Source organism: Mycobacterium shottsii, from assembly GCF_010728525.1.
GTDB lineage: Bacteria > Actinomycetota > Actinomycetes > Mycobacteriales > Mycobacteriaceae > Mycobacterium > Mycobacterium marinum.
This window is the reverse complement of sequence record NZ_AP022572.1, coordinates 4,095,147-4,120,371: the sequence shown is the minus strand read 5'-3', so window position 1 is coordinate 4,120,371 and position 25,225 is coordinate 4,095,147. Positions and strand designations below refer to the sequence as shown.

General features: G+C 63.9%; 19 protein-coding genes and 4 pseudogenes. 15 read left to right on the top strand and 8 right to left on the bottom strand.

Annotated elements, in window-relative coordinates:
- Nucleotides 1-12: 12 nt before the first annotated feature.
- The 4 genes from G6N41_RS28890 to G6N41_RS19020 all read left to right on the top strand — a co-directional run bounded on the left by G6N41_RS28890 (nt 13) and on the right by G6N41_RS19020 (nt 3,176).
- Nucleotides 13-216 (top strand): hypothetical protein, encoded by a 204-nt coding sequence (locus G6N41_RS28890; RefSeq protein WP_231608593.1) that lies wholly within the window; start codon nt 13-15, stop codon nt 214-216.
- 120 nt (nt 217-336) lie between these two features.
- Nucleotides 337-537: a hypothetical protein gene (locus G6N41_RS28885; protein ID WP_231608592.1), complete on the top strand. Its 201-nt coding sequence runs from the start codon at nt 337-339 to the stop codon at nt 535-537.
- Between the two features lie 138 nt (nt 538-675).
- The gene (locus tag G6N41_RS19025; RefSeq protein WP_407663645.1) at nt 676-1,233 is read left to right on the top strand and encodes a hypothetical protein; all 558 of its coding nucleotides are present in this window, start codon (nt 676-678) and stop codon (nt 1,231-1,233) included.
- Between the two features lie 80 nt (nt 1,234-1,313).
- Nucleotides 1,314-3,176, top strand: coding sequence for a GNAT family N-acetyltransferase (locus tag G6N41_RS19020; protein ID WP_198965375.1), 1,863 nt, complete (start codon nt 1,314-1,316; stop codon nt 3,174-3,176).
- Nucleotides 3,177-3,179: 3 nt separating this feature from the next.
- Here G6N41_RS19020 and G6N41_RS19015 read toward each other — a convergent pair whose 3' ends face one another.
- Nucleotides 3,180-5,054 (bottom strand): fatty acyl-AMP ligase, encoded by a 1,875-nt coding sequence (locus G6N41_RS19015; RefSeq protein WP_198965374.1) that lies wholly within the window; start codon nt 5,052-5,054, stop codon nt 3,180-3,182.
- A 154-nt stretch (nt 5,055-5,208) separates the two neighbouring features.
- Here G6N41_RS19015 and G6N41_RS19010 point away from each other — a divergent pair, with 154 nt between their 5' ends.
- From G6N41_RS19010 to G6N41_RS28860, 6 genes and pseudogenes are all read left to right on the top strand, one after another.
- A complete protein-coding gene (locus G6N41_RS19010; protein WP_020729082.1) occupies nt 5,209-5,589 on the top strand; it encodes a hypothetical protein in 381 nt (126 codons plus the stop codon).
- Between the two features lie 606 nt (nt 5,590-6,195).
- Nucleotides 6,196-7,461: pseudogene (locus G6N41_RS28880) on the top strand (TetR family transcriptional regulator); the annotation flags it as partial.
- Between the two features lie 155 nt (nt 7,462-7,616).
- Nucleotides 7,617-8,135, top strand: coding sequence for a hypothetical protein (locus G6N41_RS28875; RefSeq protein WP_231609062.1), 519 nt, complete (start codon nt 7,617-7,619; stop codon nt 8,133-8,135).
- A complete protein-coding gene (locus G6N41_RS28870; RefSeq protein WP_231608591.1) occupies nt 8,107-8,814 on the top strand; it encodes a tetratricopeptide repeat protein in 708 nt (235 codons plus the stop codon). The genes G6N41_RS28875 and G6N41_RS28870 overlap by 29 nt, the downstream gene beginning before the upstream one ends.
- 146 nt (nt 8,815-8,960) lie before the next feature.
- Entirely contained in the window at nt 8,961-9,407 is a 447-nt protein-coding gene (locus tag G6N41_RS28865; RefSeq protein ID WP_231608590.1) for a maleylpyruvate isomerase N-terminal domain-containing protein, read from the top strand.
- Between the two features lie 18 nt (nt 9,408-9,425).
- Nucleotides 9,426-9,782 carry a hypothetical protein gene (locus G6N41_RS28860; RefSeq protein WP_259593076.1) on the top strand — a complete coding sequence of 119 codons (357 nt, stop codon included), beginning with the start codon at nt 9,426-9,428 and terminating at the stop codon, nt 9,780-9,782.
- Between the two features lie 20 nt (nt 9,783-9,802).
- Here the strand turns inward: G6N41_RS28860 and lipD are convergent, their stop codons facing one another.
- The 3 genes from lipD to G6N41_RS18985 form a co-directional block, all read right to left on the bottom strand.
- Nucleotides 9,803-11,086 (bottom strand): lipase LipD, encoded by a 1,284-nt coding sequence (lipD, locus tag G6N41_RS18995; protein ID WP_012394530.1) that lies wholly within the window; start codon nt 11,084-11,086, stop codon nt 9,803-9,805.
- Between the two features lie 121 nt (nt 11,087-11,207).
- Nucleotides 11,208-12,401 carry a serine hydrolase domain-containing protein gene (locus tag G6N41_RS18990; RefSeq protein ID WP_198967924.1) on the bottom strand — a complete coding sequence of 398 codons (1,194 nt, stop codon included), beginning with the start codon at nt 12,399-12,401 and terminating at the stop codon, nt 11,208-11,210.
- 266 nt (nt 12,402-12,667) lie between these two features.
- Entirely contained in the window at nt 12,668-13,492 is an 825-nt protein-coding gene (locus tag G6N41_RS18985; protein ID WP_407663833.1) for a lysophospholipid acyltransferase family protein, read from the bottom strand.
- A gap of 137 nt (nt 13,493-13,629) precedes the next feature.
- On the opposite strand from G6N41_RS18985, the gene G6N41_RS18980 reads away from it, so the two are divergent.
- Entirely contained in the window at nt 13,630-14,097 is a 468-nt protein-coding gene (locus G6N41_RS18980) for an SRPBCC family protein (RefSeq protein WP_198965373.1), read from the top strand.
- 58 nt (nt 14,098-14,155) lie between these two features.
- On the opposite strand, the gene G6N41_RS18975 is transcribed toward G6N41_RS18980, so the two are convergent.
- Together G6N41_RS18975 and G6N41_RS18970 are read right to left on the bottom strand one after the other, a co-directional pair.
- Complete coding sequence (locus tag G6N41_RS18975) at nt 14,156-15,319, bottom strand: LLM class flavin-dependent oxidoreductase (RefSeq protein ID WP_198965372.1); 1,164 nt, start codon at nt 15,317-15,319, stop codon at nt 14,156-14,158.
- Between the two features lie 150 nt (nt 15,320-15,469).
- The gene (locus G6N41_RS18970) at nt 15,470-15,880 is read right to left on the bottom strand and encodes a hypothetical protein (protein ID WP_198965371.1); all 411 of its coding nucleotides are present in this window, start codon (nt 15,878-15,880) and stop codon (nt 15,470-15,472) included.
- Between the two features lie 770 nt (nt 15,881-16,650).
- On the opposite strand from G6N41_RS18970, the pseudogene G6N41_RS18965 reads away from it, so the two are divergent.
- Together G6N41_RS18965 and G6N41_RS18960 are read left to right on the top strand one after the other, a co-directional pair.
- Nucleotides 16,651-19,482: pseudogene (locus G6N41_RS18965) on the top strand (PPE family protein).
- 145 nt (nt 19,483-19,627) lie between these two features.
- A pseudogene (locus G6N41_RS18960) lies at nt 19,628-20,501 on the top strand (IS5 family transposase).
- A 10-nt stretch (nt 20,502-20,511) separates the two neighbouring features.
- On the opposite strand, the gene aceA reads toward G6N41_RS18960, so the two are convergent.
- On the bottom strand, nt 20,512-22,800 hold the full coding sequence (aceA, locus tag G6N41_RS18955; protein ID WP_198965370.1) for an isocitrate lyase ICL2: 2,289 nt from the start codon (nt 22,798-22,800) through the stop codon (nt 20,512-20,514).
- A gap of 134 nt (nt 22,801-22,934) precedes the next feature.
- Here aceA and G6N41_RS18950 point away from each other — a divergent pair.
- A pseudogene (locus G6N41_RS18950) lies at nt 22,935-23,310 on the top strand (hypothetical protein).
- A 6-nt stretch (nt 23,311-23,316) separates the two neighbouring features.
- Here the strand turns inward: G6N41_RS18950 and G6N41_RS18945 are convergent.
- Nucleotides 23,317-24,039, bottom strand: a complete 723-nt coding sequence (locus G6N41_RS18945; RefSeq protein ID WP_116267863.1) for an MBL fold metallo-hydrolase — start codon at nt 24,037-24,039, stop codon at nt 23,317-23,319.
- 115 nt (nt 24,040-24,154) lie between these two features.
- On the opposite strand from G6N41_RS18945, the gene G6N41_RS18940 reads away from it, so the two are divergent.
- Complete coding sequence (locus tag G6N41_RS18940; RefSeq protein ID WP_231608589.1) at nt 24,155-25,213, top strand: hypothetical protein; 1,059 nt, start codon at nt 24,155-24,157, stop codon at nt 25,211-25,213.
- The last annotated feature ends 12 nt before the right edge of the window (nt 25,214-25,225 follow it).

The window sequence follows — 25,225 nt, the reverse complement described above, 5'->3', positions numbered from 1 at the left end:
ATCGTGGTTGCCGTGGGCCCTTCACGGAAGCGAGGCAGGCTCGCGGCCGGTGCGGCATTGGTCGCGGTGACGGCACTGTTCGGAGCCGGCTACCCGCTGTGCGGGCGGCCATCGGCAGAGGTCGGATGCGCCGGCGGCAGGCCTGTCACCAGGCCCGTTGATGGAGGCGAGCGGGTGATCGTGGACTACTTCAACGCGGTCAACGACCGCGACTAGGGCGCGGCTTGGGGGTACCTGGGCCGGCCGATGCGTGCGATCTATGGCGCAACATCGCCGGATCACGACCGAGACGGGCTGGCGCAGTTCTCATTACGCATGGACCAACGTGTGAGGTGCGTGCGGGTCACCGAGATCGTCAACGTCGGAAGCGCCGACCCGCAGATCTCTGCCTCGATGGGTATCCAGTGGTATCGGGTGACACTTGATGCCGAATACGTCGCCGCGGCCGGCGCATTGCCGGCGTTCTACAAGGCCAGCGCCGATCCGCACGCCGGGGCGCCACCGCCGCTGATCATGGGGCAGGCGACGAGCCTGTGAAAGCGCACGACCGCATGCCGGTGCGAAGTTCAGCACCGTCGGCTCGACCAGCCGGGGCCGCCTTGGGTGCGGTAATGCCACCATGGCCGTATGCGAATCAGCGGTACCGGCGTCGGGAGATGGGCAGCAATTCTGTTGTTGGCGAGCACGGCGGGGTGTGGCGATGGGCCGGGCGTTACCACCGGAGAGAGTTCTCCGGCGCCAACCGGCACCACGATTTCTACGTCCACACTGCCGACTCCCAGTAATAATCTGCAGCTGGCGAACGCGGCCGACTACTTCTTGGACACCGGCAGCGCTCGCGCGGGCTACTACTTCGAATCGCCCAGCGGTCGCTGGCGTTGCGCGATCCTGCCCCATGTCCAGGCCGGTTGTCAGTCTGCCAGCGGTTCGGCGATCGGGATCCACGGTGCGCCAGACACGGTGACCAACTCCGATGGTACTACCGACGCGCCGAATGCGATCGTGGTCGAGGAGACCGGTGAGGCGCACTTCGCCGTGCTGAGCAAGGCACAATCCTTTGCGGCCGTTGAGCCGGCGAAGGTTCTGCCCTTCAACGAAGTCCTCGATGCGGCCGGTTTCCGGTGCAACTTTCAGGAATCCGTCGGTGTCTCCTGTGCAAGTGAAACGAGCGCACAAGGCTTCACGTTTTCCAGCGACGGCTACACCCTGCAGTACACGGACATTCGGCCGTGATATCGCTGCTGGTGCGAGATGCGTTGCGGCTCCCGGAATATTCGGTTGCCCCGGCACACGTCGGTGGCAACAATCGCTGAATGGTCGACCCACCGCTATCGGATGGCACGGTCACGCTCTCGCCGTTTCGTCCCGATGAGGTGAGTGCGCACGTCGCCGGCCAAGACGAGCTGACAGCGCGCTGGCTCAGCGGCGGGGTGGTGACCCAGCACAGCGCGGCGGCGTACTTCGAACACTGCCGTGACCAATGGGCTACCGGCGGACCACTGCGGGCCTTCGCGATCCGAGTGGGGCCGCAGCAGGTTCCGGCGGGGACGGTCGACCTGCGATTTGCCGGTGAGGGACTGGCCTTCGGCGAGGTCAACGTCGCCTACGGCCTCTACCCGGCCTGGCGCGGGCGCGGCCTGGCCACCCGCGCGGTCGACCTGGTGTGCCGCTATGCGGCAGAGCTGGATGCCACCGTTGCGGTGGTCAAGGTGGAGCCGGAGAACTCGGCTTCGGCGCGGGTCGCGCTGTGGGCTGGCTTTGGCCGCACCAGCCGGATCCGCGAGCCGGACGGAAACGTCTTCGATCGCTACGAGCGCACCCTCAGCAGGGGGGTTTGGGTCAGGATCGCCGGCGAGGCCGATATCGACGCGGTGTTCGAGATCCGCACCAGTGTCACCGAGAACCATCTGTCGCTCGAGCAACTCGCCGAACTCGGCATCACCAAAGAATCGGTGCGAGAGGCCATGCGCGCCTCGCCGTGCCTGTGGGTCGCAGATGTCGACGGGGTCACCGCGGGTTTCACGATGGCCGATGCGACCGCCGGCAGCGTGTTCGCCTGCTTTGTTCGACCGCAGTTTCAGGGTCGCGGTGTGGGAAGCGCGTTGATGCGGCGCGTGGAAGCAACACTGTTTGAACGGCACACGGAGATCTGGCTGACTACCGACGGCTCGAGTCGTGCCGCCGGCTTCTACCGCAAACTGGGCTGGAGCGCGGCCGGGGATCTACCCGACGGCAGTATCAGGTTCGAGAAGCGGCTGAGAGCTCCCGCCGCCAAGATGCACGCCGACGAGGTGGACATCGACGCATCGCTGGTCCGGCGGCTGGTGTCCACCCAATTCCCGCACTGGGCGGACCTGCCACTGACACCGATCGACTCGGCCGGCACAGACAACGCCATGTACCGGCTCGGAACCGACATGGCGGTTCGGCTTCCGCGGATCCACTGCGCGGTGGCGAGCCTGCGAACCGAGCAGCGCTGGCTCGGTCGAATCGCCCCGCAGCTGCCCGTCGCCAGCCCGGCCCCAGTGGGGCTGGGTGCCGCGGCGCAGGGGTTCGCTTGGCCGTGGTCGATCTGCCGTTGGGTCACAGGTGAGAATCCGAAGGTCGGCCAGCTTGTCGATCCTATCGGACTTGCTCGGGACCTGGCCGACTTCATCGGCGCCCTGCGCCGCATCGACCCCGCAGGCGGGCCGGACGCGGTGCGGGGAAAGCCCTTGGCCGAGCAGGATGAGCAGGTCCGCGGCGCGTTGGCGATGCTGGACGGACGCCTCGACGTCCAGGCCGTTACCGTCGCGTGGGAACGAGCGCTGCGCATCCCCGGGTACGCGGGGCCGCCGACGTGGTTCCACGGCGACCTGTCCCCGTTCAACATCCTGACCGTCGACGGCCGGTTGGCGGGGGTGATCGATTTCGGCTTGATGGGCGTGGGCGACCCCAGTGTCGACCTCATCCCCGCGTGGAATCTGCTGTCCGCGCCGGCGCGCGAGCAGTTCCGCACCATGCTGCGCGTAGACGCCGAAACCTGGGCACGCGGTTGCGGTCGGGCTTTGTCGATCGCCCTCGTTGCCCTTCCCTACTACCAGACCACCAACCCTCAGCTGGCCGGCAGTGCCCGCCATGTCATCAGCGAAATCCTCGCTGATCAGCGGCGCAGCGGCTCGCTTGGCTCGTGGTGAGTGCTAGTGCACTCCCAATACCCCGCCGAGGTATTGGCCGCGGCATGCCCGCCGAGCCAACTTGCCGCTGGTCGTGCGCGGAATGGCGCCGGCGGGAAGGAAACGCACTTCGGCCACCGCCAATCCATGGCGGTTTGCCACCGCGGCGCGGATGGCTTGGATCGCGGGCTGTGGATCGTCGCGGCTGGTTCCGGCCGCCCGTTCTGCGATGACGACCAGCTGTGGGCTGGTGTTGTGGCTATCCGAGTCTTGGGCCGTAGGCAATTCATTGGCGGGTGCCGCGAACGCTGTCACATATCCCCGCCGGACCATGGGTGAGGCCTCGGCAACGGTGGCCTCGATGTCCTGGGGATAGTGGTTGTGTCCATCGATGACGATCAGATCGGCGATTCGGCCGGTGACATACAGTTCGCCGTCGAGGTAGACGCCCAGGTCACCGGTTCTTAGCCAGGCGCCGTCGACCGCGGCGCCGGCGGCGTGGCTAGCTTCGTCGAGCTGCGAATGCAGCTTGGCGCCAAACACCCGCTCGGTGTCTTCGGGCCGTCCCCAGTAACCGCGACCGACGTTGTTGCCTTGCAGCCAGATTTCGCCGACTTCGCCGTCACGCAATTCGGTGCCGGTATCGGGATCGACGATCATGGCCCACAAGCTGCGGGCGACGCGGCCGCAGGACACCTGAAGCACCGCGTTGGGTGCGTCGGCGGCCACGCGTACGGCGTGACCGGCGCCCAGCTGTTCGCGGTCGAGGTAGACGACCGTGGGCTCAGCGGCATGGTCGATGGTTGCCACCAGCAGCGTCGCCTCTGCGATCCCGTAGGAGGGTTTGAACGCTGTGCGCGGTAGCCCGTAGGGCGCGAACGCCTTGTTGAACGTCGTGACGGCATCGATGCTGACCGGCTCCGAACCGATGATCAGTACGACATTGCTCAGATCGACGTCGTCGCCGGGTGTGAGTAGACCACGCTGGGCCGCCCATTCGTAGGCGAAGTTTGGCGCTGCGGTGACCACGCGTCCGGTGCGCGATCCAGCCGACAAGGCATGGATCCATCGTTGCGGTCTGCGGACAAACGCAGTCGGAGACATGAGTGTGGAGTGCCCGCCGTACACCGCGGGAAAGCCAATCATGGACAAACCCATGTCGTGGTACAGCGGCAACCAGCTGACGCCATGCGTGTTGCGGTTCAACAGGTCGATGGACAGGATCATCTGCACCAGGTTGGTGCCCACGGCACGGTGGGTGATCTCCACACCGACCGGTGGACGTGTCGATCCGGACGTGTACTGCAGGTGCGAAACGGCATCGATGTCGAGCTCGACCGGAACGAAAGACTCCCCCGCCGAATCCGGCACATCATCGATGGTGATGATGTGCGGCCTGCGTAGGTGGGAAAGGTTCGCCAGAAACTCCTCGATGGCAGGCTTTGCCGCGCCGGTGGTGAGCACGACCGTAGGTTCCGAGTCGCGCAGCGCGGTATCGAGACGTTCAGCGTGGCCGGGGAGTTCGGGTGCGAACAGCGGTACCGCGATCGTGCCCGCCTTGATCGCCGCATAGAACCCGGCGACGTAGTCAATGCCCTGCGGCGCGAGAATCGCAACCCGATCACCGTCGCCGGCGAACTTCTGCACATGGGCACCGATGGCCTGCAACCGGACGCCGAATTCTGACCAGGTGACCTCCAGGGCGTGCCCCTGCGCCGTCCGATTGTGGTCCAGGTAGCGATACGCCACCGAGTCGCCGACATTGGCAATGTTGCGTTCAATGAGAGAGATCAGCGTGGTGCCCGGCGGCAGCTCGATGTTGCCGCCGGCATCCAGGCAGTCCTCGATCTCTAGCAGGCCTTTTGGAGCCGCGGAGTCCTGCCGGGAACCGTCATTCATAACCGCAGTCTAAGCAACCGCGCAGGTCTGGCACCGCAAGCACCTTGTGGCCTCGGCCACCCCGGCGACGCACCGATCACCCCTTGGCTGGCCTATCGGTCCACTAAAGTCCGTGCCTAGCGGGCCCGTCGATCGACTCGAGGCAGGGGTATCCGTGGACTCAGGCGACTGCAACCCCGCGGCCACGACTCGCGATGCGGCATTCGCGCGCGTGCTTGCCTACCGAGACCGAGCGCGGGCCAAGCCGATGGTGCTTCGCGTACTGCTCGCCGTCTTCGGTGCGGCGCTGCTGATCGCATCCGTACCTCTCATGGTGCTGCTGCCGGAGCTGGGCATTCCCGCGGTCCTGGTCGCGTTCCGTGTCCTGGCGATCGAGTCCGATTGGGCCGCGCGCGCGTATGGCTGGACCGATTGGCGGTTCGCCCAGCTGCGTGACTGGTTCCATCGGCAGTCCGCGATTGTGCGCGCGGCGATTCTGACCGCGCTGTTGTTGGTGGCAGCCGCCCTGGTGTGGGTATTGATTGTTGAGTTCTAGCGTCGGGCGATGGTGTTTAGTGCGGGGTTCAATCTCGCCCGCAGCGCCACCATACGCCGCGTCCGCTGCTGCATCCTCGTTCTTCTTGTGCGGCCTGGGAAGTCCAACTGTGTTGTGGCTCAGTGGGGTTGGTTTGTGTGTCGACCTTGGCGGAGTTGGTCGCGGTTGGACTGGCCGTGACGCCGGGGGTGGGTGGGAGCCATGCGGTTGCCGCCACCAGCGCTGGTGCGGCAAGTAGCACGCGCGGCCAATTGGGCCTGCGGGCCCGGCTGGGCTCAGCAGCAACTGGAGATGGCAAAGCTGGCGCCGACATGGTCTGGCCCAGTTTAGCTGGTGGGAGCGGATTCGGACGGTGCGTGTTGGGCCTGTGTAGGTAGCTGTGCACGCGCGCGGCGCGGCGAAGTCACCCAGACTCGCCGCGAGAGGCAAGCCTGGAATCTACACCGAGGTCTTCAATAAGCATCCGCCTTACCAGGCGGATCCACGGTTTCACTCCCGCGCGTGGTCCATGCCGGGTGGCAACCGGTGAGCAGGTGCGGAAGGGTGCTCGGTATGACCAGTAGCACCGAATGCCGTAGACGAAGTAGAGACCAAGTGAGAGTCTGAATGGAAACCGAGCGTCTGCTGCGCGCCGCAGCTGACTTTCTCAGCACGCGGCCCAACGCCACCCTGGATGAGATCGGCGCTGCCGCGGGGGTCAGCCACTCAACGCTGTACCGCCACTTCGACGGACGTACCGCATTGCTCGAGGCACTGGATCACGCGGCCATCGAGCAGATGCGTGGTGCGCTGAAAACCTCTCACTGGCAGGAATATTCACCTACTGATCCGCTGCGGATACTGGTTGCGGCTTGCGAGCCGGTGGCGGGCTACTTGACGCTGCGCTACGTGCAAGGTCAAAGCTTTGAGACTCGGAAGTCGGTTGCCGAGTGGCGTGGAATCAACTCCGAGATCGAGGAGATTTTTCTGCGCGGCCAACGCGCCGGAGAGTTCCGCACCGACGTGACCGCGGGCTGGCTGACCGAAGCGTTTTTCAGCCTCGTCTCGGGCGCAGGGTGGTCCGTTCAGCATGGGCGGGTCGCTCGTCGCGAATTCACCCACATGATTACCGCTTTGTTGCTTGACGGAGTCAGAGCGCCGGCACAGGGGAATCCGCCGCCACCGCTTGTTGGGTTTGTCGGTCGTGAGGCCGAACTTGCCGAACTCAAAGAGTTGATCTTGAATTCGCGATTGGTGACGTTGACCGGGATCGGTGGAATCGGTAAGTCGACCTTGTCGGTGTGGGCCGCCCGCGAATGTGTCGGGGAATTTCGCGATGGCGTGTGGTTGATCGAGCTGGGCGACCTGAGCAATGGTGAGCTGTTGGTTGCGGCGGCGGCCGCGGCGCTGGGCATTCGCGATCAGACCGCCAGGCCGCTGTTGGAGGTGATGGTCGAAACTCTGGCTGACCGTGAGGCACTGCTGGTGCTCGACAACTGTGAACACATCATTGACGCGGCGGTCCCGTTCATCCAGACACTGCTGGCACGCTGCCCGAGGCTGAAGATTCTGGCGACCAGCCGAGAGTTCTTTGACATCGATACCGAAGTGGTGCTGCCGGTTCCTCCGCTGTCGGTTCCCGATACCAGTCACCTGCCTGGTCTGCAGGATTTGGCCCGCTGTGATGCCGTGGCGTTGTTTGTCAAACATGCCCGTGCCAGCCAGCGCAGTTTCAAGCTCACCGAGCGCAATGCTGCGGCCGTCGCGCACATCTGTGCTCAGCTTGACGGGCTGCCGTTGGCCATCGAACTGGCCGCTCCGTTGTTGCGGACGATGGCCGTCGAACAGATCGCCGCGCGGGTTTCGGACCGGGCGGGGCTCTTGACCCATGGCAAGCGCGGGGCGCCGGCTCGCCAGCGCACGTTGAACTGGTGCATCAGCTGGAGTTATGAGCGTTGTACCCCGGCCGAGCAACAACTGTGGGCACGGTTGTCGGTGTTCGCGGTGGCTTTGAGCCAAACGCCGTTCAACGGATCTGCGCGCCAGAGATGTCCGACGATGAGCTACTCGAGGCGTTGTGTGCCCTCGAGGACAAATCGATCCTCATCCGCACCGCGGCCCAAGACGTGCTGCGTTTTCGGCAGCTGGCAACGCTGCGTGAATTTGGATACGCCAAGCTCAGCGTGCAAGAGCAAGCCGAGCTGCACCGCAGCCACCTTGATTGGTACCGCCAGCTCGCCGAGAAAGCCTGCGAGGAATGGTTTGGCGAACATCAACTCGACTGGCTTCACCGCCTGCGACGGGAGATGCCCAACCTGCAAGAAGCGCTGCAGGTTGCGCTGACCGTTGCACCCGCCGATGCCGTGGAAATGGCCACCAACCTACGCGATCCCTGGACCGCTATCGGGATGCTGCAGCAAGGGCGCCGATGGATCGAAAAGGCCCTCGACGCCGGCCCCCGCCGAACCCAACGCGGCGCGACTGCAGGCGATCGTCGCAGCGGCCGAACTAGCCTTTTTGCAGGTCGATATGCCCACCATGGCCGCTCGACAGGCAGAAGCCGGTGAACTGCTCACCACCGTGACCGACCACAACTCCCTCGCCTATTTCAACGCCAACGAAGGAGCGCTCGCCCTGCTGCGCGGCGAGCTAGACCTGGCGCGGAGCTTGGCCGAGCAGTCGCTGGCCAGCGCCGACGAATTCCGGGTGCAAATCTATGCCCGCCTGGTGATGATATGGACGTCGGCTGCCGCCAATGACGCCCACACCGCGGTGGCCCACGCCGAGCAGGGCATCGCCCTGTCCGAAGCCCACGGCCAGGACATCGTCTTGCGGACCTACCTCTTGGCGGGCCTGGCGGCTAGTCGGCTGGCGCTGGGGCAACTGGACCTGGCTGAGCACGCGATTCGCGAAGGCCTGCAACTGTCTCGGACGATCAACGACACCATCACCTGCGCGACATTTCTGGAGACGGGTTCCTGGATTGCCGCGGCCGGAAACGATCCGCGGCGCGCCGCGGTTTTGATGGCCGCCGCAGCCGCCGTGAGCCGCGCTGCCGGCGCCGGCGGCGCCGTCTCGGCACACGTGGGGCCATTCCACGAACAATGCGAACGCCAAGTCCGCAAGCAACTTTCCGAAGCCGACTATCGCACCGCCACCAACGAGGGCGGACGCCTATCCCTGGACGAGGCCGCCGCCCTCGTTCTGGGTATGGAGGTGCTGCCCGATCGAGGGTATGGCGGGTGAGGCCGGGCGGTGTAACTGGCCGGGTGCACAGCAACACGAATCAGCCATCGCCTAGCAAGTCCGCCGGGGCCCGGTGCCAACCCCAGTGACCGCGGCCAATCGACCCGCGCAAGAGCGAGATGCACTGTCTGCCATGTCAGTAGACCGTGATCGGATATGTCCATCCCCAACACGGAGCTAGCGGCTGCGGCCTGATTCTGGGAGCGGGCTTCTCGGTGCTGCCGTGGCGAGGGCTGGCGGTACCATCGCCAGGCATGGGGCGGGTCGACTACCTAGCCGCGCTGCGGCGCGACGGCGATCGGATTGTCAGCGTGTCCGAGGCGGGCCTGGATCGTTCGGTGCCGAGCTGCGCCGGATGGACCATCGCAGACCTGATCTGGCATGTCGGTGTCGTGCACACGTTTTGGCGGCAGGTGGCTGTCGGAGCCATTACTGGGCCGGAGACCTACCAGGAGCCTGCCCGGCCGCCGAACCTGGTGGACTGGTTTCGCGACGGTGTGGCCGAGACCAGTGACGCGCTCGCAGGTATCGATCCCGCCGTACCGGCATGGACTTGGGGACGTCGACAAGACGTGGGTTTTATCCGGCGCTGAGTTGCGCACGAAACTGCGGTGCACTGTTGGGACGCCGTAACTGCGGTAGGGCCCGAGGAACCGATCGAATCAGAGTTAGCCGCCGATGGCGTGACAGAGTTCATCGATGATGTGTTGCCGGCGATGTCGAAGGATTTGGCTGGGCCGTTTCAGACAATCTCGTTACGCGCCTGCGATACCGATACCCGATGGACGGTCCGAGTCGGGGATGGGCATTGCCATGCCATGCCAATCGAGACCGTGGCCGATGCCACGGTCAGCGCCACCGCGTCGGATCTGGTTCTGCTGCTGTGGGGGCGTCGTCGCCCAGATCGGGTTGATGTCGACGGCGCGGCCGAGGCACTGAGACGATTCTTGGCCCGGGCGACCTTCTGAGCCACACCGACCGGCTGGTTTCAGCTGGTTTCTCCGGCCGCCAGCGGTTGCTGACCAGTCTCGCGGTAGGAAGCACCGAAGTGCGGTACCTCTAGCGGGCCCTCCCGCCGGGCGGTCGAGACAGCACTGCTCAACAGCGGTGCCAACCCGGCGAACGAACCGATGTCAAAGAGCAGCAAGGTCAGCAGCCGGTTGTGTACGTAGCCGAAGGCGCTGCCGCTCTCGGGGTCCGCCCATCCGATGGTTCCGCCCAGACCGATGTGGCCGTATCCCCCCAGCAGTCCTGGGACGGGAGAGGATTGGTAGCCCTGGTGGTAAGTAAAGGGAAGACCAAGATTGAGATCTGGCCACAGCTCGGCCTTGCCGGTCAGTCCGCTTACCGCGTCCGACGACAACAGTCGCATGCCGTCGATGACACCGTCATTGGCCAGCGCCGCATACGTCTTGGCCAGGGCGCGCGCCGTCACCACGCCGTTGACCGCTGGGATCTCGCCATCCAGAAATGGCATGTCGTCCTGCAACATCGACAGAATTCCCGGGAAGTAGACGGCGCCAAGTAGACCAGAAAAGGACAGTCCGGCAACTTTTGGCGCGATGAAGTCCAGTAGTGGCGTGGGGATCTTGGATTGTGGTAGCAGCGTCTGTGCCGCGGTGGTCGGCGCATCGGCCGGCGGGCGGCCTAGATGGAGACCATCCGTGTCGAGCGGGCGGGCGAGTTCTTCACGGAACAGGTCACGCATACCTTTGCCGGTCACCGCGCGGGCCAGACCGGACAGCAGCCAACCGTAGGTCACTGCGTGGTACGCCATCTTGCCGTGCGTGCGATCCAGCGGTGCCGCCGCCAGCTTCTCCTCCATCCGGAGGTGGTCCAATATTTCCTTCTTACCGACACCTTTGAGGTGCGATAGCCCGGATCGATGTCGCAGCAGGTCGCTGACGGTGATTGCCGACTTGCCCTTGACCCCGAACTCCGGCCAGTAGTCGGCCACGGGGGCGTCGTAATCCAGCAGCCCGCGATCCACCAGGCGGTGAATCACGGTGGCGGCCAGGCCCTTGGTGGCCGAGAACACCATTGCTCCGGTGTCAGCAGTCCAAGGGACTTCGCCGTTGCGATCGGCCCAGCCCGTCCAGACGTCGACCACTTGACGGCCCTCGATGTATACCGATAGCGCCCCGCCGCCGAACTTGCGTCCCGGGTACAACCCCGCGAAGGCACGCACGACCCCGGAGAACCGGGAGTCGCAGGCACCCGCTACGCCGGACGGTAGGCCATCATCGGTGGTGAGGACAGAAGGTTGCGCCATACCGTGAATGATTGCAGCCCGCTCTGGCTCTGTTACATCGGAATGACGTTTTGGTCGTCGTTGGCCGGGTTTGACACCCGAATCCGGTGCTCGAGCGGCCGTCAACCTGGAGTGCTCGCGGCTACATCCACAGGCGTCCAATTGCATCGGCCAGGCTTTGGGGATCTTGTCCTTCCATGTTGCAGCTGACGGCCACCGAAGTACGCCGGTCGCTGCTGATCCGGAAGTCAGTGACAAATCCGGCCCAGCTGCCGTCGTGGTCGAGGGTGCCGTTGGCACGGGAGAAGATGCCGGCGCCATACCGGTCGCCGCTGCCGGGTTCGGTTTCCACGGCACCGGCAAGTTGCTCGTCAAGCAGCTTCTGGCAGCCCACTTTGCCGGTTCGGTAGTTGTCGGCCCAGAGCACGAGTTGGCTGGGCGTGGTCTGGATAGCGCCATCGCCGACCTGCTCCCAACCTGAGTGGAGCACCGGGAACTGCGGTGGGTTGCCGGTGTCGCCCTCGCCGTAGGAGACCGCCTCATCGGGATCTGCCGAGATCGGATCCACGACCATGGCCAGATCCAGCGGGCGGAATATCTCGATGCTCAGGAAGTCAGGTAGCGATTTGCCGGAGACCAGCCGCACGATCTCGGCGAGCAGCAGATAGTTGGAGTTCGAGTACTCGAAGCGGTTACCGGGCTTGAATTCCAGCTCAGGTGCCCCTTGTATCGCGGCCAAGGCTTGAGCTTGGGTTGTCCGGTCACTCATTTGGTACCCCTGGTCCTCGAGCAAGCCGGTGTAGTCGGGGATGCCGCTGGTGTGGTGCATCAGTTGCGCGACGGTGACGGCGGACGACCAGTCCGGAAGGTCGGGAACATAGTGGGCCAACGGGTCATCGAGCGTCAGCCTGCCCTCGTTGACCAGGAGCAGCACCGCGGTGGCGGTGAACTGCTTGGAAACCGAGCCGATGTCGAACACGGTGTCCTTGGTGACCTTCTTGTTGGTAGCCAGGTCCGCAATCCCGAGGACACCGGTCCACATGACAACGCCCTCAACGCCTACTGCGGCCGAGCAGCCCGGTTCATCGGGATTGACGGCGCCGTCGAGCACCCGCTGGCTGCGGGTCTTGAGATAGGAATTGTCCGTAGTAGCCGGCGGGCTGACGGCAGGGGGCGGGCCGCCGCAGGCGCCGAGCATCACCGCAATCACCAGAAGTGGTGCCCACTTGATTCGCCATCCGCGCCGATGCGTCGAGGAAACCGGATTCCACCGAACCAAGCCCACCTGGTCGGGTGCAGACGACGCCTGAGCCTCAGCCTCATCACGCGCGATCACCGTTGTCGAATCCCCTTCACCACATAAAGACTCGCACACGCCCGCGTGCTGCCCGTAAACCTCGTCGGATCGGACGGTCCATCGGATAAGCGAGTCGCACAACCAGGAATCTCTCCCCCGGCTGCGCCAGCGATTGAATGCGCTAGCGAGTGGAGGTCGGCGGCGCCACGACTCAGCCAGCGTCATCGACGGACGGCCAGGCGGCCAGCGGCCGGCTCGCGGGTCCAATCACAGCGCCGAATTTTCGGGTGCGACTCGCGTATTTATCAGGCGTCCGACCGCAACAATCGGCGGACCACCGAGCGATTCGGATCGCGTTCGCGTTCGGCGAGCATCAGCTCGATACCCTCCTCGATCGCAGCCGCCGCACGCTCGCGCACCTTGCGCGCGGCGCTATCGTCGGCTTCCCGGCTGGCGAACTCCGTGGTGTCGATAGGCTCGCCGAACCAGTAGTACTGCCGCTCGGGCCGGGGCACCGGAGTCAGCCCGACGCCGCGGACCAGAGGCGGCCCTTCGCGCATGCCGAGCAGCTTGTCGGCCAGGAACTGGGTCGGTGCCATCAGCGGTGAATCTGTATCGAGCACGATGTCGATGCCGTGCTCAGCCCCGACCGAAGCGAACGGCACGATGGGATATGCGTGTTGGATCGCTGAGCGTGCGAACCCCAGTCGGTTCTTCCACACCAACTTGTAGCGCTCGTTCTTGCGCTTGTTGACCTCCCGGCCGCCACCGGGGAACACCATGATCAGCTCGCCGCGCTGCATCAGCTCCGAGGTGATCTCTCTGGTTCCTTCGACGACGCCCATCCGCATCTGGGCCTCGCGCCACCCCGGAATTCTGAAGTGTGCGTGATCTCCGAGGGAGCGGACCAGCCGGCCCCGCTCCCACAGCTCCGCGGCCAGCAACGGGGCATCGACCATGCCGAGTGTGTTGTGGTTGCCGACCAGCAACGCATGCTCGGTTGGCACATTCTCGATGCCATATACCTTGGGCTTGATCAGTTTTCGCAGCGGCTTGATGATCCGCAACGCCGCGTCGACGTCGGCTTGTGACGGCGGGGGCGGAACAGCGGGGGCTTCGACGTTCGACACAAGCTGAGTATGCCCTCGAGATTCGGGCAAGGGGGCCATTTTGCCTGGTCGGCGTTGGGCCGGACGGATCAGCGTCGGGCGTGCCGGTAGGGTACGCGGCAGCACCGTTGCAGGCATTCGTGAGATCGGGAGTGGGTATGTCGGGTCGCAAGTTCTCCTTCGAAGTCACCAAGACCAGTAGCGCGCCTGCCGCGACGCTGTTCCGGCTCGCGACGGACGGCGCCACCTGGGCTAACTGGGCCAAGCCAATCGTCATGCAGTCGAGCTGGGCGCGGCAAGGTGACCCGGCACCGGGCGGTGTCGGGGCGGTTCGCAAGGTAGGCATGTGGCCCATGCTCGTGCAGGAGGAGACCGTCGAGTACGAGCAGGACCGCCGCCATGTTTACAAGATGGTTGGGTCTTCGACTCCGGCCAAGGACTATCACGGCGAAGTGGTCTTCACCCCGAACGCATCCGGCGGCACCGACATCCGCTGGAGCGGCTCTTTTTCCGAGGGAGTTCGCGGAACGGGGTCGGTGATGCGTGCGGCGTTGGGCAACGCGGTCAAGTTCTTTGCAGGTCGACTCGTCAAGGCGGCCGAGCGGGAGGCCTCCAGCACCGGCTAGCGCTTGCCCTAATCGGTGATCGCTGAGCTTCAGCTGCAACGGCTTTCGGCCTCAGCGGCTACTTGCTGTCGAGTTCTTGCTGATATTTCTTGGTCATGTGGTCGATGGCCTGCAGCTGCGTCTGGGCCAGACCTTCCCGCACTTCGCCGGCACGCACGGCAGCGTCGAGGGTGCGCTGGGCTTGTCCCTGAAAGTGCGGCATCACTTCGGCGGCGAACAGCTCGGCGGAACGTCTGGTCGCCGCGGGATTTGCCCATTCGTGGCCCATCTGCAGCATGCAGCCGAATCCGCCAGATTGATCCCACAGTCGCTGGACCTGTGCCCGCGCCCGCTCCGGGGTACCGATCACACCGGCGACGTTCTCGTTGATGATGTCGATCATCTCGTCAAGTTGTTCTCCAGGCATGGTCATCTGGGGGAACGCGGCAACTTTTTGGAAATATCGGAACCAAGGCTCGATGCCGAATTTCACGTCGGCACGGGCTCGCGCATCGGTCTCGGCGATGTGAAACGGCCCGACCAGGGTCCAGTTCTTGCGGTCGGCGTGGGTGCCGAACGCCGCGGCGCGCTCTTCGGCGATGCCCCAGTGATGGGCCAGCGCATCGAAGCCCTCGATCGTCAGCGTCGCTCCGATCGACAGCAGGCCGATGCCATGCCTGCCGGCCAGCCGCGCACCGGTCGGCGACGCGACGGCGGCGACCGCCAGTGGGATCCCCCCTTCCGAGTAGGGCGCAAGCTGCAATCTCGCGTCGAACAGTTGATGTGTTGCGGTCTTGGCGGTCACGGTTTGCCCAGCCAACAGCCGGACGACGATGTCGAGGTTGGTTTCCAGCAGCTCGCGGGTGTCGGTGGGGGTAAGCCCGATCATCGCTGAATCGGTGGGCAATGAACCCGGTCCCATGCCTCCGATCACCCGACCGTGGGTGAGATGATCGAGCAGCATCAGCCGGTCAGCGACCCAGAGCGGGTGGTGATAGGCCAGCGATATGACCCCCGTGCCAAGGCGGATCCGCTTGGTCCGTTCGGCGGCGGCGGCGATGAAGACCTCCGGTGAACTGATGATCTCGCTGCCGGCCGAGTGATGTTCCCCGATCCAGGCCTCATCAAACCCGAGGGCATCCAGATGTTCGACGAACTCCAGATCGCGCTGTAGGGCCAGTGTTGGATTGGTGCCGGCACGGTGGAACGGGGCGATGAAATATCCGAACCTGAGCTTGGCCATGTCGAGGCTCCCTTGCGCTTGCGATCGGCCTTGACCGAACCATAACGCGGACCGACCGTCGCCGGAACGCATCAACTAACGCGCCTGGGTCACCATGGCCGGGGCGAACGTCGCCGCAAAGTTCAAGGAAGTTTCAGTGACGTCTCGCGATCACGGGTAGCTGCCGCAGATGTTGCCGATGCAGCCGCCGCCACCGCCCGGCCCGCCGCCGCCCCCACCCACGCCGGGAATGGTGCCGCCGCCACCGCCTGGTCCACCGCCGCCGGTGGGCCCACCCGGGATGCTGCCGCCTCCCCCACCCGGACCGCCGCTGCCGGTGGGACCGCCGGGCACGCCGCCGCCCCCGCCCTCTGGGCCGCCAGTGCCGGACGGACCGCCGGGCGCCGGTGACGACTCTGTCGTAGGTGAGCTGGATGGGCTGGATGGGATTGTTGTTGTGGGTGTCGTGGTCGGCGTTGTGCTACTTGGCGCCTTGTTTTCGCCGCCACCGCAGGCCACCGCCAGAACAAGCATGGCGCCGCCGCCAAAAACCGCGAATGTCGTCCTGGCTTGGGATCTCATGTCACTCTCCGCTCTCGTCGCCACTGTTGGTCGGGCATTGTTTGGTCGGGCCTTGCTGCAACCATTCGTTCCCATACCCGATCGGCTGTGGATGGAAACGAAGCATCCTGACGGTCGCTGCGGTCGTCGCATGCCCGTTGGCACCAAGCCAGCTTCCGTCATACCGCATCCCGCCGCCGCAGTTGCCCGTTATCGGCGCCATCGTAGAAGTCTGCGCGGCTTCGCTGGGGGCTGTGGCCGCACTGGGTCTGAGCACCGAGACGCCTGCAATCACGTCTGTGGACCGGGTCCGCGGTTTGCTGCCATGGCGACCATGGGGTGATTCGCCGTTAGTTGCGCTGTCGCCGGACGAGCCTAGCTGCATTGTTCTGCATTGTTGAGATTTTCCGGGCGCTGATGGCGCAAATTGCGGGTTTGCGGCAGCTGAATTTAACGCATACTCGGCGAGGAAGTTCCGCGCGAAAGCGGCTTGGATCCGCTACCGAATTCCCTTGCATATCCCCTTACTTCGGGAGGTCAACGCCTGATTCTGGCTTGACATCGAGACCGCTGGATATGTCCTGAACGGCCCGTGTAAAGAAATTTGGCAATAGCCCGGATATAGAATCATGATCAGATAACAGAATGATCGGGTTATGATAAATATGCGAAAGTCTCTACCGGTTATGCGCGTAGTTTGTCCGCTACGAGGTTGGCGTGACGGCCGCCGACTGACACCCGGGCCCACTGTCGTTGGTCCTGGCGTGGAGCCTTCAGCGAAAGGGTTGGCGATGAACTTCTCCGTGCTTCCACCCGAGATCAACTCGGCTCTCATATTCGCTGGCGCGGGATCGGAACCCATGCTGACGGCCGCGGTGGCTTGGGACGGGCTGGCCGACGAACTATCAATGGCGGCTTCATCTTTCGAATCTATTACCTCGGGAATTCTGAGCGGGTCGTGGCAAGGCGCGGCATCGCTTGCGATGGCCGGCGCAGCGGCGCCATACGCAGGGTGGCTCGCCACTGCGGCTGGCCAGGCCGCGCAGGCGGGCGCCCAGGCCAGTGCCATGGCGGCCGAATTTGAGGCCGTGCGGACTGCGATAGTGCCGCCGGCGTTGGTGGCGGCTAACCGTTCGAACCTGGTGTCGTTGGTGCTTTCGAATCTCTTCGGGCAAAACGCGCCAGCGATTGCCACCGTGGAGGCGGCATATGAGGAGATCTGGGCTCTCGATGTGTCGGTGATGTCGGCCTACCATTCCGGCGCGTCGGCGGTTGTCACGGCGCTGACGCCGTTTGCTCCGCTGCAGAGCCTGGCGGGTCTGCAGTCCGGCCTGTCGACCGTGATGAGCGGTGGTGCATCCGGAGCCGCTGCCGCCCCGGCCGTCCCGGATCGCGTCACAACTCTCAACCTCGGTCTGGCCAATGTCGGTGGTGGCAACGTTGGCAACGGGAACAACGGCTTCGGAAACTTCGGCAGCGGCAATCTAGGTAGCGGCAACTTTGGATCGGGAAACTTTGGTAGTTCAAATATCGGAGCCTCAAACCTCGGGAGCAACAATTTTGGATTCGGAAATCTGGGAAACTTCAATAATGGCTTCTCCAATATTGGAAGTGGAAACTTCGGGTTTGGCAATAATGGAAACAACAACATCGGTACCGGGCTCAACGGGAATAATCAGGTCGGCATCGGCCTACTGAATTCCGGCACCGGCAACGTCGGTCTGTTCAACTCGGGCGATGGAAGCATCGGTTTCTTCAATTCTGGTAGCGGCAATTTCGGGATTGGCAATACCGGCAACTTCGGCACGGGAATATTCAACTCTGGCAATGGCAGTACTGGCCTCTTCAATGCCGGTTAATTTAACACCGGCGTCCTGAACGTGGGCGATGGAAATACGGGAATCTTGAACACCGGCAGCTACAACATAGGGGGTTTCAATCCAGGCTCGTCCAACACGGGTTCATTTAACATCGGGCGCGCGAACACTGGTTGGTTGAATTCTGGCAGCATCAACACCGGAATTCTCAACTCGGGAGACATGAACAACGGCCTGTTCAACACGGGAGACATGAATAACGGCATCTTTTTCCGCGGCGTCGGTCAGGGCCGCCTGTACTTCGGAATCGGACTGCCCGAGCTAACGTTGCCGCCTCTTGATGTTCCGGGGATCACGGTTCCGGGCTTCAATCTGCCTGCCCTAACACTGCCCTCGATGTCGCTACCTGCCATTACGACGCCGGCGAATATTACGGTGGGTGCGTTTGATCTGCCTGGGTTGACGCTGCCGCCGTTGACGATTCCGGCGGCGACGACGCCGGCGAATATTACGGTGGGTGCGTTTAACTTGCCGGGATTGGCGATCCCATCGTTGACAATTCCATCGATATCGATACCTGCGGGTACCGCTATTGGTAGTTTTGATCTGCCGGGGATCACCACTCAGTCGATATTCGCCAACAACATCACTACGGGTTCGTTTACCACGCCTACGATAGTAACGCCCACAATAGCTGGGCCCGTTGTCACAATTCCGGGCTTCCATCTGGATTTCAAGGCGCTCATTCCCAACAACATAATTGCTTTGCAAACAGGTATCGCGGGCCAGTATCCGGCCATTGGTAATTTTTATGGGATGGAGGGGGCCTACCTCGAGACCGGAACGCTTACACTCGGGCCCATTGGCCTCAGCGGATTCACCATCAGTCCAATCTCTATCTCCGGCTTCAGCCTGCCCAACTTCACCATCCCGGGTATCAACGTTCCGCCCATTCACCTCGCCGATTTCACATTGCCGGCGATTACCACTCCCGAGTTCACGACTCCCCCGTTGAGCATCGATCCCATTGCGCTTGATGGCTTCACGCTTCCGCAGATCAGTACTCCGCAGATTACGACTGAGCCGTTCACCATCGATCCGATTGCGGTTGGTGGGTTCACGCTTCCGCAGATCAGTACTCCGCAGATTACGACTGAGCCGTTCACCATCGATCCGATTGCGGTTGGTGGGTTCACGCTTCCGCAGATCAGTACTCCGCAGATTACGACTGAGCCGTTCACCATCGATCCGATTGCGGTTGGTGGGTTCACGCTTCCGCAGATCAGTATTCCGCAGATTACGACTGAGCCGTTCACCATCGATCCGATTGCGGTTGGTGGGTTCACCCTCCCGCAGATCAACATTCCGCCCACGACAACAGGGGAACTCACCATCCCGCCGATAGGCCTGGCGTCTTTCACCACGCCTGCGCTCACCATCCCGAGCATTCACGTGCCGGCCGGTACGTTGGCGCAAGTTTCGATCCCCGCCGGTTCAGGTTTCCTCAACTCGAGCACTGCGCCGTCATCGGGCTTCTTCAATGCCGGAGCGGGCGGCAGTTCTGGGTTTGGCAACAACGGATCGGGGCTGTCGGGCTGGTTCAACACAAACGCCACCGGACTGATTGGTGGCTCGGGCTACCAAAACTACGGCAGCGTGTTCTCGGGCTTCTCCAACCTGGGCACCGGTGTTTCGGGCTTCGCCAACACCGGCACGTTGCCGTTAGCGATGACCAGTCTGGTGTCGGGCTTCGCCAATGTCGGCAGCAGCCTGTCGGGCTTGTTCTTCCAGAGCGTCACCCCGTAGCCGTCGTAGCTCCTGCCGGATGGCACGGTCAATCCATCGCGCCATCTGGCTGACTGGAACCTCGCTGGGTGAACTCCCGAGCGGCAGATGTACGCCTAGGGCGTGTCTGCTTAATGTGAATGGTGTTTTGGCTGATGCTGTTTGGGTGATGCGGACGCATGCGATTTCTGATGATTTGTGGTCGCTGATCGTGGCGGTGTTGCCTGCGGGGCGGCGGCGTGGCCGGCCGTGGAACGATCATCGACGTACTCTGGAGGGCATTATCTGGCGTTACCGTACGGGATCTCCGTGGCGTGACCTGCCCGAGCACTTCGGTCCCTGGCAATCGGTGGCCGAGAGGCATCTACGCTGGTCGGTCGATGGCATCTACGCGCGGATCTTCGCGGCGATCGCCTCTGACCTCGACGCCGAGGACGCCGACCTGGGCGCACTGTTGTCGGTCGATTCGACCAGTGTGCGCGCCCACCAACACGCAGCCGGAGCGCGCCCCGGGCGCCGCACAGGGGGATCTGTCGAATTACAAGAAATATCTCCATGAGCCCGATGACCACGCCATTGGGCGTTCCCGCGGCGGGCTGACTACCAAGATCCACGCCTTGACCGACCAGCTGTGCAGTCCGGTCACCCTGGCACTGTCGGCCGGTCAAGCCGGTGATAATCCGATGCTTTGGCCACTGCTGGCCGCCCGGTGCAGCAACTCATACGCCCCGTTTCACCTGCTGGCGGACAAGGCGTACTCCCATGACTCGACGCGGGCACAGCTGCGCCGGCTCAAGATCGCCCACACCATCCCCGAGCGCAGCGACCAGATCACCCGCCGCAAAGCCAAAGGCCGCAACAGAGGACGGCCTCCGGGGTTCTCAGGCCGAATCTACAAGCACCGCAACACCGTCGAGCGAAGCTTCAACCGGCTCAAACACTGGCGCGCGGTCGCCACCTGCTACGACAAATACGCCCTGACCTACCTCGGCGGTGTCACCCTGGCCGCCATCATCACCTACCACCGCGTCCGCAATTAGCAGACAGGACCTAGTCGCCCTTGGTGATCAACTGTCGCAGCGCCACCCGGTCCGCCGTCAGCAACTCCTCGATGCGCGGGCGGTTGACCTCCGCGACAATGATCTCGCCCACGTCCTGGTTGACCTCGCTGAAGATCCCATGCGACTTCATCTTTGAGGTCTGATACTGGTTGTCTTCGGTAGGCGTGACGTAGTAGACCGCGTCAGCCTTGAACCGGTGGACCAGCCAGAGGTGGATCAAGGTCATCAGCCGCTTCTGGCGAAGCTTGTGAGCGAACGTGTTCTGGTCACGCACGGTGAGAATGCTGCGGCCGTGGCGGTCCTTGATGGGATCGAACACGACGTTGGCCAACTGTTCGTCGTCGTTGCCGTAGATTCCCAGTTCCAGCACGTCGGAGCCGGCGCGGCGAGGCCGCAGCTGAACGCGCAGCTTTTCGCCCAGCTGGTAGTGATCGCTCCACAGCGCCAGCCACTCCTCCAGCAGCTTCTTGGGCACCTCGGTCTGCACGAGATGTTGGTGCTGTGTGGAGCCCTTGCCCATCGCCTTGGTAGTCGCCGTGCGTCCGGACGAGGCTTGCAGCGCAGCATCGCTGCGCGGGCCGCCGACCAGGGTCTGTGGTGTGCGATAAGGGGACTCGACGAGGCGCATCTTGCGCTGCAGCCGAGCCAGCGCCAGCATGCCGTCCTGTCGCAACGCCGTTGCGAATTCTTCGGAGGCAACACCATCGATCTGATGCCCACCGTAGGTGATGAAGTTGAAGACGAAGCCCATCTTGCCCAGCTCTTCGGGGAAGCGCTTCATCTCCTCGTCGGTCATGCCGGTGGTATCCCAGTTGAACGACGGCGAGAGGTTGTAGGCCAACATCTGGTCCGGGAACTCGGCATGGATCGCCTCGGCGAACTGCCGCGCGTCGGCGAGGTCGGCCGTCTTGGTCTCCATCCAGAGGATGTCGGCAAATGGTGCCGCCGCAAGCGACTTGGCGATGGCATACGGTATGCCGCCCCGGATTTGGTAGTAGCCTTCTGGCGTTTTTGCCAACTCGCAGTCCCAGCCGGGGTCGACGCCCAATTCCTTCGCCTTTTGCCGAGCCGCATAAAGCGATGCGCGCGCGGCGAAAGTCCGCCATTCTTCGGGGCTCATCGCCACCGGATCGCCTTCGCTTTGACCGAACGCGAGCACCTCGGCCACGGCCTCTGCATAGTTCATCAGGCCGGCGTCGTCCTCCCACGCGGCCACGAACCGGGATTCGACTTGGTCGAAAAGGTCGTCGATAGTCTGCATCCCGTCTTCGCGCCAGGAGTTAACGGCGTCGGAGATCAGGCCCATGATGCCGGAACGCTCGAGCCAGCCGTTGGCGGCGGCGTACTCGGCATCGGCGAGAGCGTAGAGCAGGTGACCGTTGAGTTCCTTGACGCCCAGTTCGTAGAAGCGCCGGAGCATGGCCAGGAAGCAGGACTTGTAGGAGGGGATATCGAGTTTGGTGGCGCCCAGCAGGAAAGGCTGGTCCCGTTCGTCGGCGCGGCTGTCGATCAGATTGGCTGCTTCGGCATCGGTGCGCGCGACGATGATGCCCGGGACTCGCATCACGTCGAGCTGGAAACGAGCGGCGTTGAGACGCTTGATCTGTTCGTCGGACGGCACCAGAACCTTGCCGCCTTGGTGGCCGCACTTCTTGGTGCCCGGGCGCTGGTCCTCGATGTGGTAACCAGGCACTCCAACCTCGACGAAGCGGCGGATGAGGTTGCGCACGTGTGGATCACCGCCGTGGCCGGTGTCGGCGTCGGCGATGATGAAGGGCCGAAAGTCGTAGGCCGTGGTGGTGGCGCGCTGCTGGTCGGTCATCTGCAGGCGCAGGTACTCCTGATTACGGTCGGCGGTAAGCAGGGCGCGTACCAGTACCGCCGCATCGTCGGGCACCTGACTCAGCGGGTAGCTGGCCAGGTCGGGTCCGGGATCCTCGGTCGTGGAACCCTTGGCCGAGGTCGCCCATCCGCCTAGGTAGATCGCCTCGATGCCCATGCGCTTCATGCTCACGGCCTGGCCCGGCGAGTAGGGGCCGAAGGTGGTTACGCTCTTCTTCTCGGTGTAGAGCTCGCGTAGGCGCTGGTAGAAGGCGCCCGCGGCGGTTCGTGCGACGGTGTAGTCGTTCGGAATCGTGCCGCGCTGCTCTACGACTTGTCGCGCCGTATAGAGGCGAACGATCCCGGCAAAACGGGAACTGTCGAAGTATCGCTGTGTGTCGGCGACTTCTTGCTCGAACGGTGTGCGGACTTCAGTGTCCGTTTCGGCGATAGCCATGGGCTTGCGCTCCTTTGTGCGCCCGGTTACCTCAACGGACCGAGTGTATCCCCGTAGCAGGCGACAAAATCATCGGCTAAGCGAGTCTCTGAAATCGTTCGCAGCCGGGCGGGCGGCGCCGGTATCGTTTTTCTGTGAAAACGCAATTGCGGTTCGAACGGTGGTTTCTGCCCCTTTCGGTGCCGCTGGGCCTGGGACCCAAAAACTGCGCGGTTCGGGTCGAGGCAGGCAACCTGTACGTGCGGATGGGTTGGGCGTTCGCCGCCGACATTCCCGTAGCGTCGATCAAGAGTGCCGCGCTCACCAATGCCAGGGTGTTCGCGGCGGGGGTCCACTATTCTGGCGGCCGGCGGCCGGTGGTTGGTCAACGGGTCCGGAAAGGGCCTGGTGGCACTGACGATCGAGCCGCCGGCGCAAGCCAAGGCGGTGTTCATGTCGGTGCGGGTGCGCTCCTTGTGGATCAGTGTCACCGATCCGGATGCGCTCATTGCCGCATGCGCTACTCCCTAGCTGCGCTCAGCGCAGGCCGGGGTGCGCCCGCTGCTTCAGCCAATCTCGCTGCCCGCGGATGAAGTCGGCGTCAACGACGCTGCCGTGACCGGGGACGTAAATGGCGTCGGGTCCACCGATCGCCAGTAGACGCTCGAGTGTTGCGGGCCATGCCGCGACGTCAGAATCGGCGTCGATGGCGGGGTCGGCGGACTCCTCGACAAGGTCACCGGTGAAGACGACGACCGGTCCGGTCTGCGCAGCCGGCGGGGTCGCCACGACCACCAGGTCTGCGCTGGTGTGGCCACGGCCGAGATGGGTGATCCGCACGCGGCGGTCGCCGAGGTGGACGTCGGCGTCCAAGATCGGGTGCCGAGGCGGTCGCAAGGCTGCGATTGCGGTATCGATCTCCCCGGCATCCGCGCCGTGGTGCAGCGCGTCCTCGCGCAGCTGGTGGCCAGCCGAGGAGAGGTATTCGGCGACTTCGGGCGCGCAGTATATTTCGGCGCCGACAAAAGCCGAGGAGCCCAGCACGTGGTCGAAATGCTTGTGCGTCAACGCGATGTGTGCCACACGGCGCTCGGCGAGCTGCCGAATGTCGGCCTGAACTGCGGCCGCTTCGCGTAGCGTTGAACCGGAGTCGACGAGCAGTGCGTCGTCGCGGCCGATCACCAAACCGACTGTGACGTCGCAGAACGGCAGCCGACAGCGATAGACGCTGCCCGGCAGCTGTTCCCAGTCGTAGTTCACAGCTAGCAACGTAGGCCGTCGCGGGCGTGCGCGGGCCAATTGCGGCATGCGTCTTGCCCGTCGGTCTGGTTGGGAGTCGACAATTGCAGCGCCGGGCGCCAACTTACTGCGGGCGGTGCGCGGCGGAGTACGGCTGTGTTATGACGGAAAAGTGTTCGAGGACGCGAGTGCCGAGCAGGCCCGGGCGATCCTGGCGGCCGCGCATTGTGTCACCCAGCAGACCATCGATCCCGCCGATCCCCGCTCCGGCCGCGGCGAGGGAGTCGTCGTCGCCGCGGGCCGGTTGTTGTTTCGGCCCGCCGTGGAGATAGAGCCGAGTGGATTGGGACGCATCGAGCCGCAGGAACTGGCTCGCGCGGTGGGACCGGATCGTGATCTGGCCGAACACGCCGCGGCGCTGATCGCCTGCGCCTCGCTCTCCGATGGCCGGATCGATCCTGGGCGGCTGCGCAAGGTGGTCGAGTACGCCCACGCGATGCATGTTCGGGCGGGCTGGGTGCGAGACGTGCTCCAGGTGGCTCGTGGGCATCTCGCCTGGGCGATGGCGGACATGACACGACGCAACAGGTCGACCTTCCCCGGCTGGGCAAGCCCAGACGACACGCTCACCGAGATGATGCCCTACCGGGCGCAGACCGACGAGGACAAGAGACTGGCCGCTCGGTTCCTGGCCTTGGAAGGATTGCCTGAAGGAACTTTCGGGCATCAGTTTTGGGCTCACTTCCGGCGGCACGGTTTCGGATTTCCCGGTGAAACGGAAGCGTTCGCGGGATTGTTTGCTGTTCTTCATGACGGTCTACATGTGCTGTCCGGTTACAGCACCTCGATTCAGGGTGAACTGCTGGTGAGTACCTTCACCGGTGCAATGCACCGCCGCGATGCGCTGCGCGCCCATATCTTGCCGGTGATCTTCGAGTGGCAGGTGAGCCACGAGGTCAACGGCATCGGCGCGCGCCGAGGAGCGCTGGACCCGGTCAAGTTCTTGGTCAGCTGGCAGCGCGGGGATTCGATGACCACTGATGTGCTGGCGCCGAATTGGGACTTCTGGTCGGTCGTGGATGTCGAACTCGACGAACTACGAGTCAGGTACGCCATTGCTCCGTTGCTGCCGGCCGACGCCGCGGCGGGTGACGAGGTCATCGTGGCGGATAAGGCGGACCCCTACGCGAACTAGCCGAGCGTTATG

Excerpts from the sequence above, each read along its gene's own strand:
- G6N41_RS28875 (WP_231609062.1), top strand. The coding sequence starts at position 7,617 with ATGTCCGACGATGAGCTACTCGAGGCGTTGTGTGCCCTCGAGGACAAA.
- G6N41_RS18970 (WP_198965371.1), bottom strand. The coding sequence starts at position 15,880 with ATGAGATCCCAAGCCAGGACGACATTCGCGGTTTTTGGCGGCGGCGCC.
- G6N41_RS19015 (WP_198965374.1), bottom strand. The coding sequence starts at position 5,054 with ATGAATGACGGTTCCCGGCAGGACTCCGCGGCTCCAAAAGGCCTGCTA.
- G6N41_RS18980 (WP_198965373.1), top strand. The coding sequence starts at position 13,630 with ATGTCGGGTCGCAAGTTCTCCTTCGAAGTCACCAAGACCAGTAGCGCG.
- G6N41_RS18975 (WP_198965372.1), bottom strand. The coding sequence starts at position 15,319 with ATGGCCAAGCTCAGGTTCGGATATTTCATCGCCCCGTTCCACCGTGCC.
- lipD (WP_012394530.1), bottom strand. The coding sequence starts at position 11,086 with ATGGCGCAACCTTCTGTCCTCACCACCGATGATGGCCTACCGTCCGGC.
- G6N41_RS28870 (WP_231608591.1), top strand. The coding sequence starts at position 8,107 with ATGGCCGCTCGACAGGCAGAAGCCGGTGAACTGCTCACCACCGTGACC.
- aceA (WP_198965370.1), bottom strand. The coding sequence starts at position 22,800 with ATGGCTATCGCCGAAACGGACACTGAAGTCCGCACACCGTTCGAGCAA.
- G6N41_RS19020 (WP_198965375.1), top strand. The coding sequence starts at position 1,314 with ATGGTCGACCCACCGCTATCGGATGGCACGGTCACGCTCTCGCCGTTT.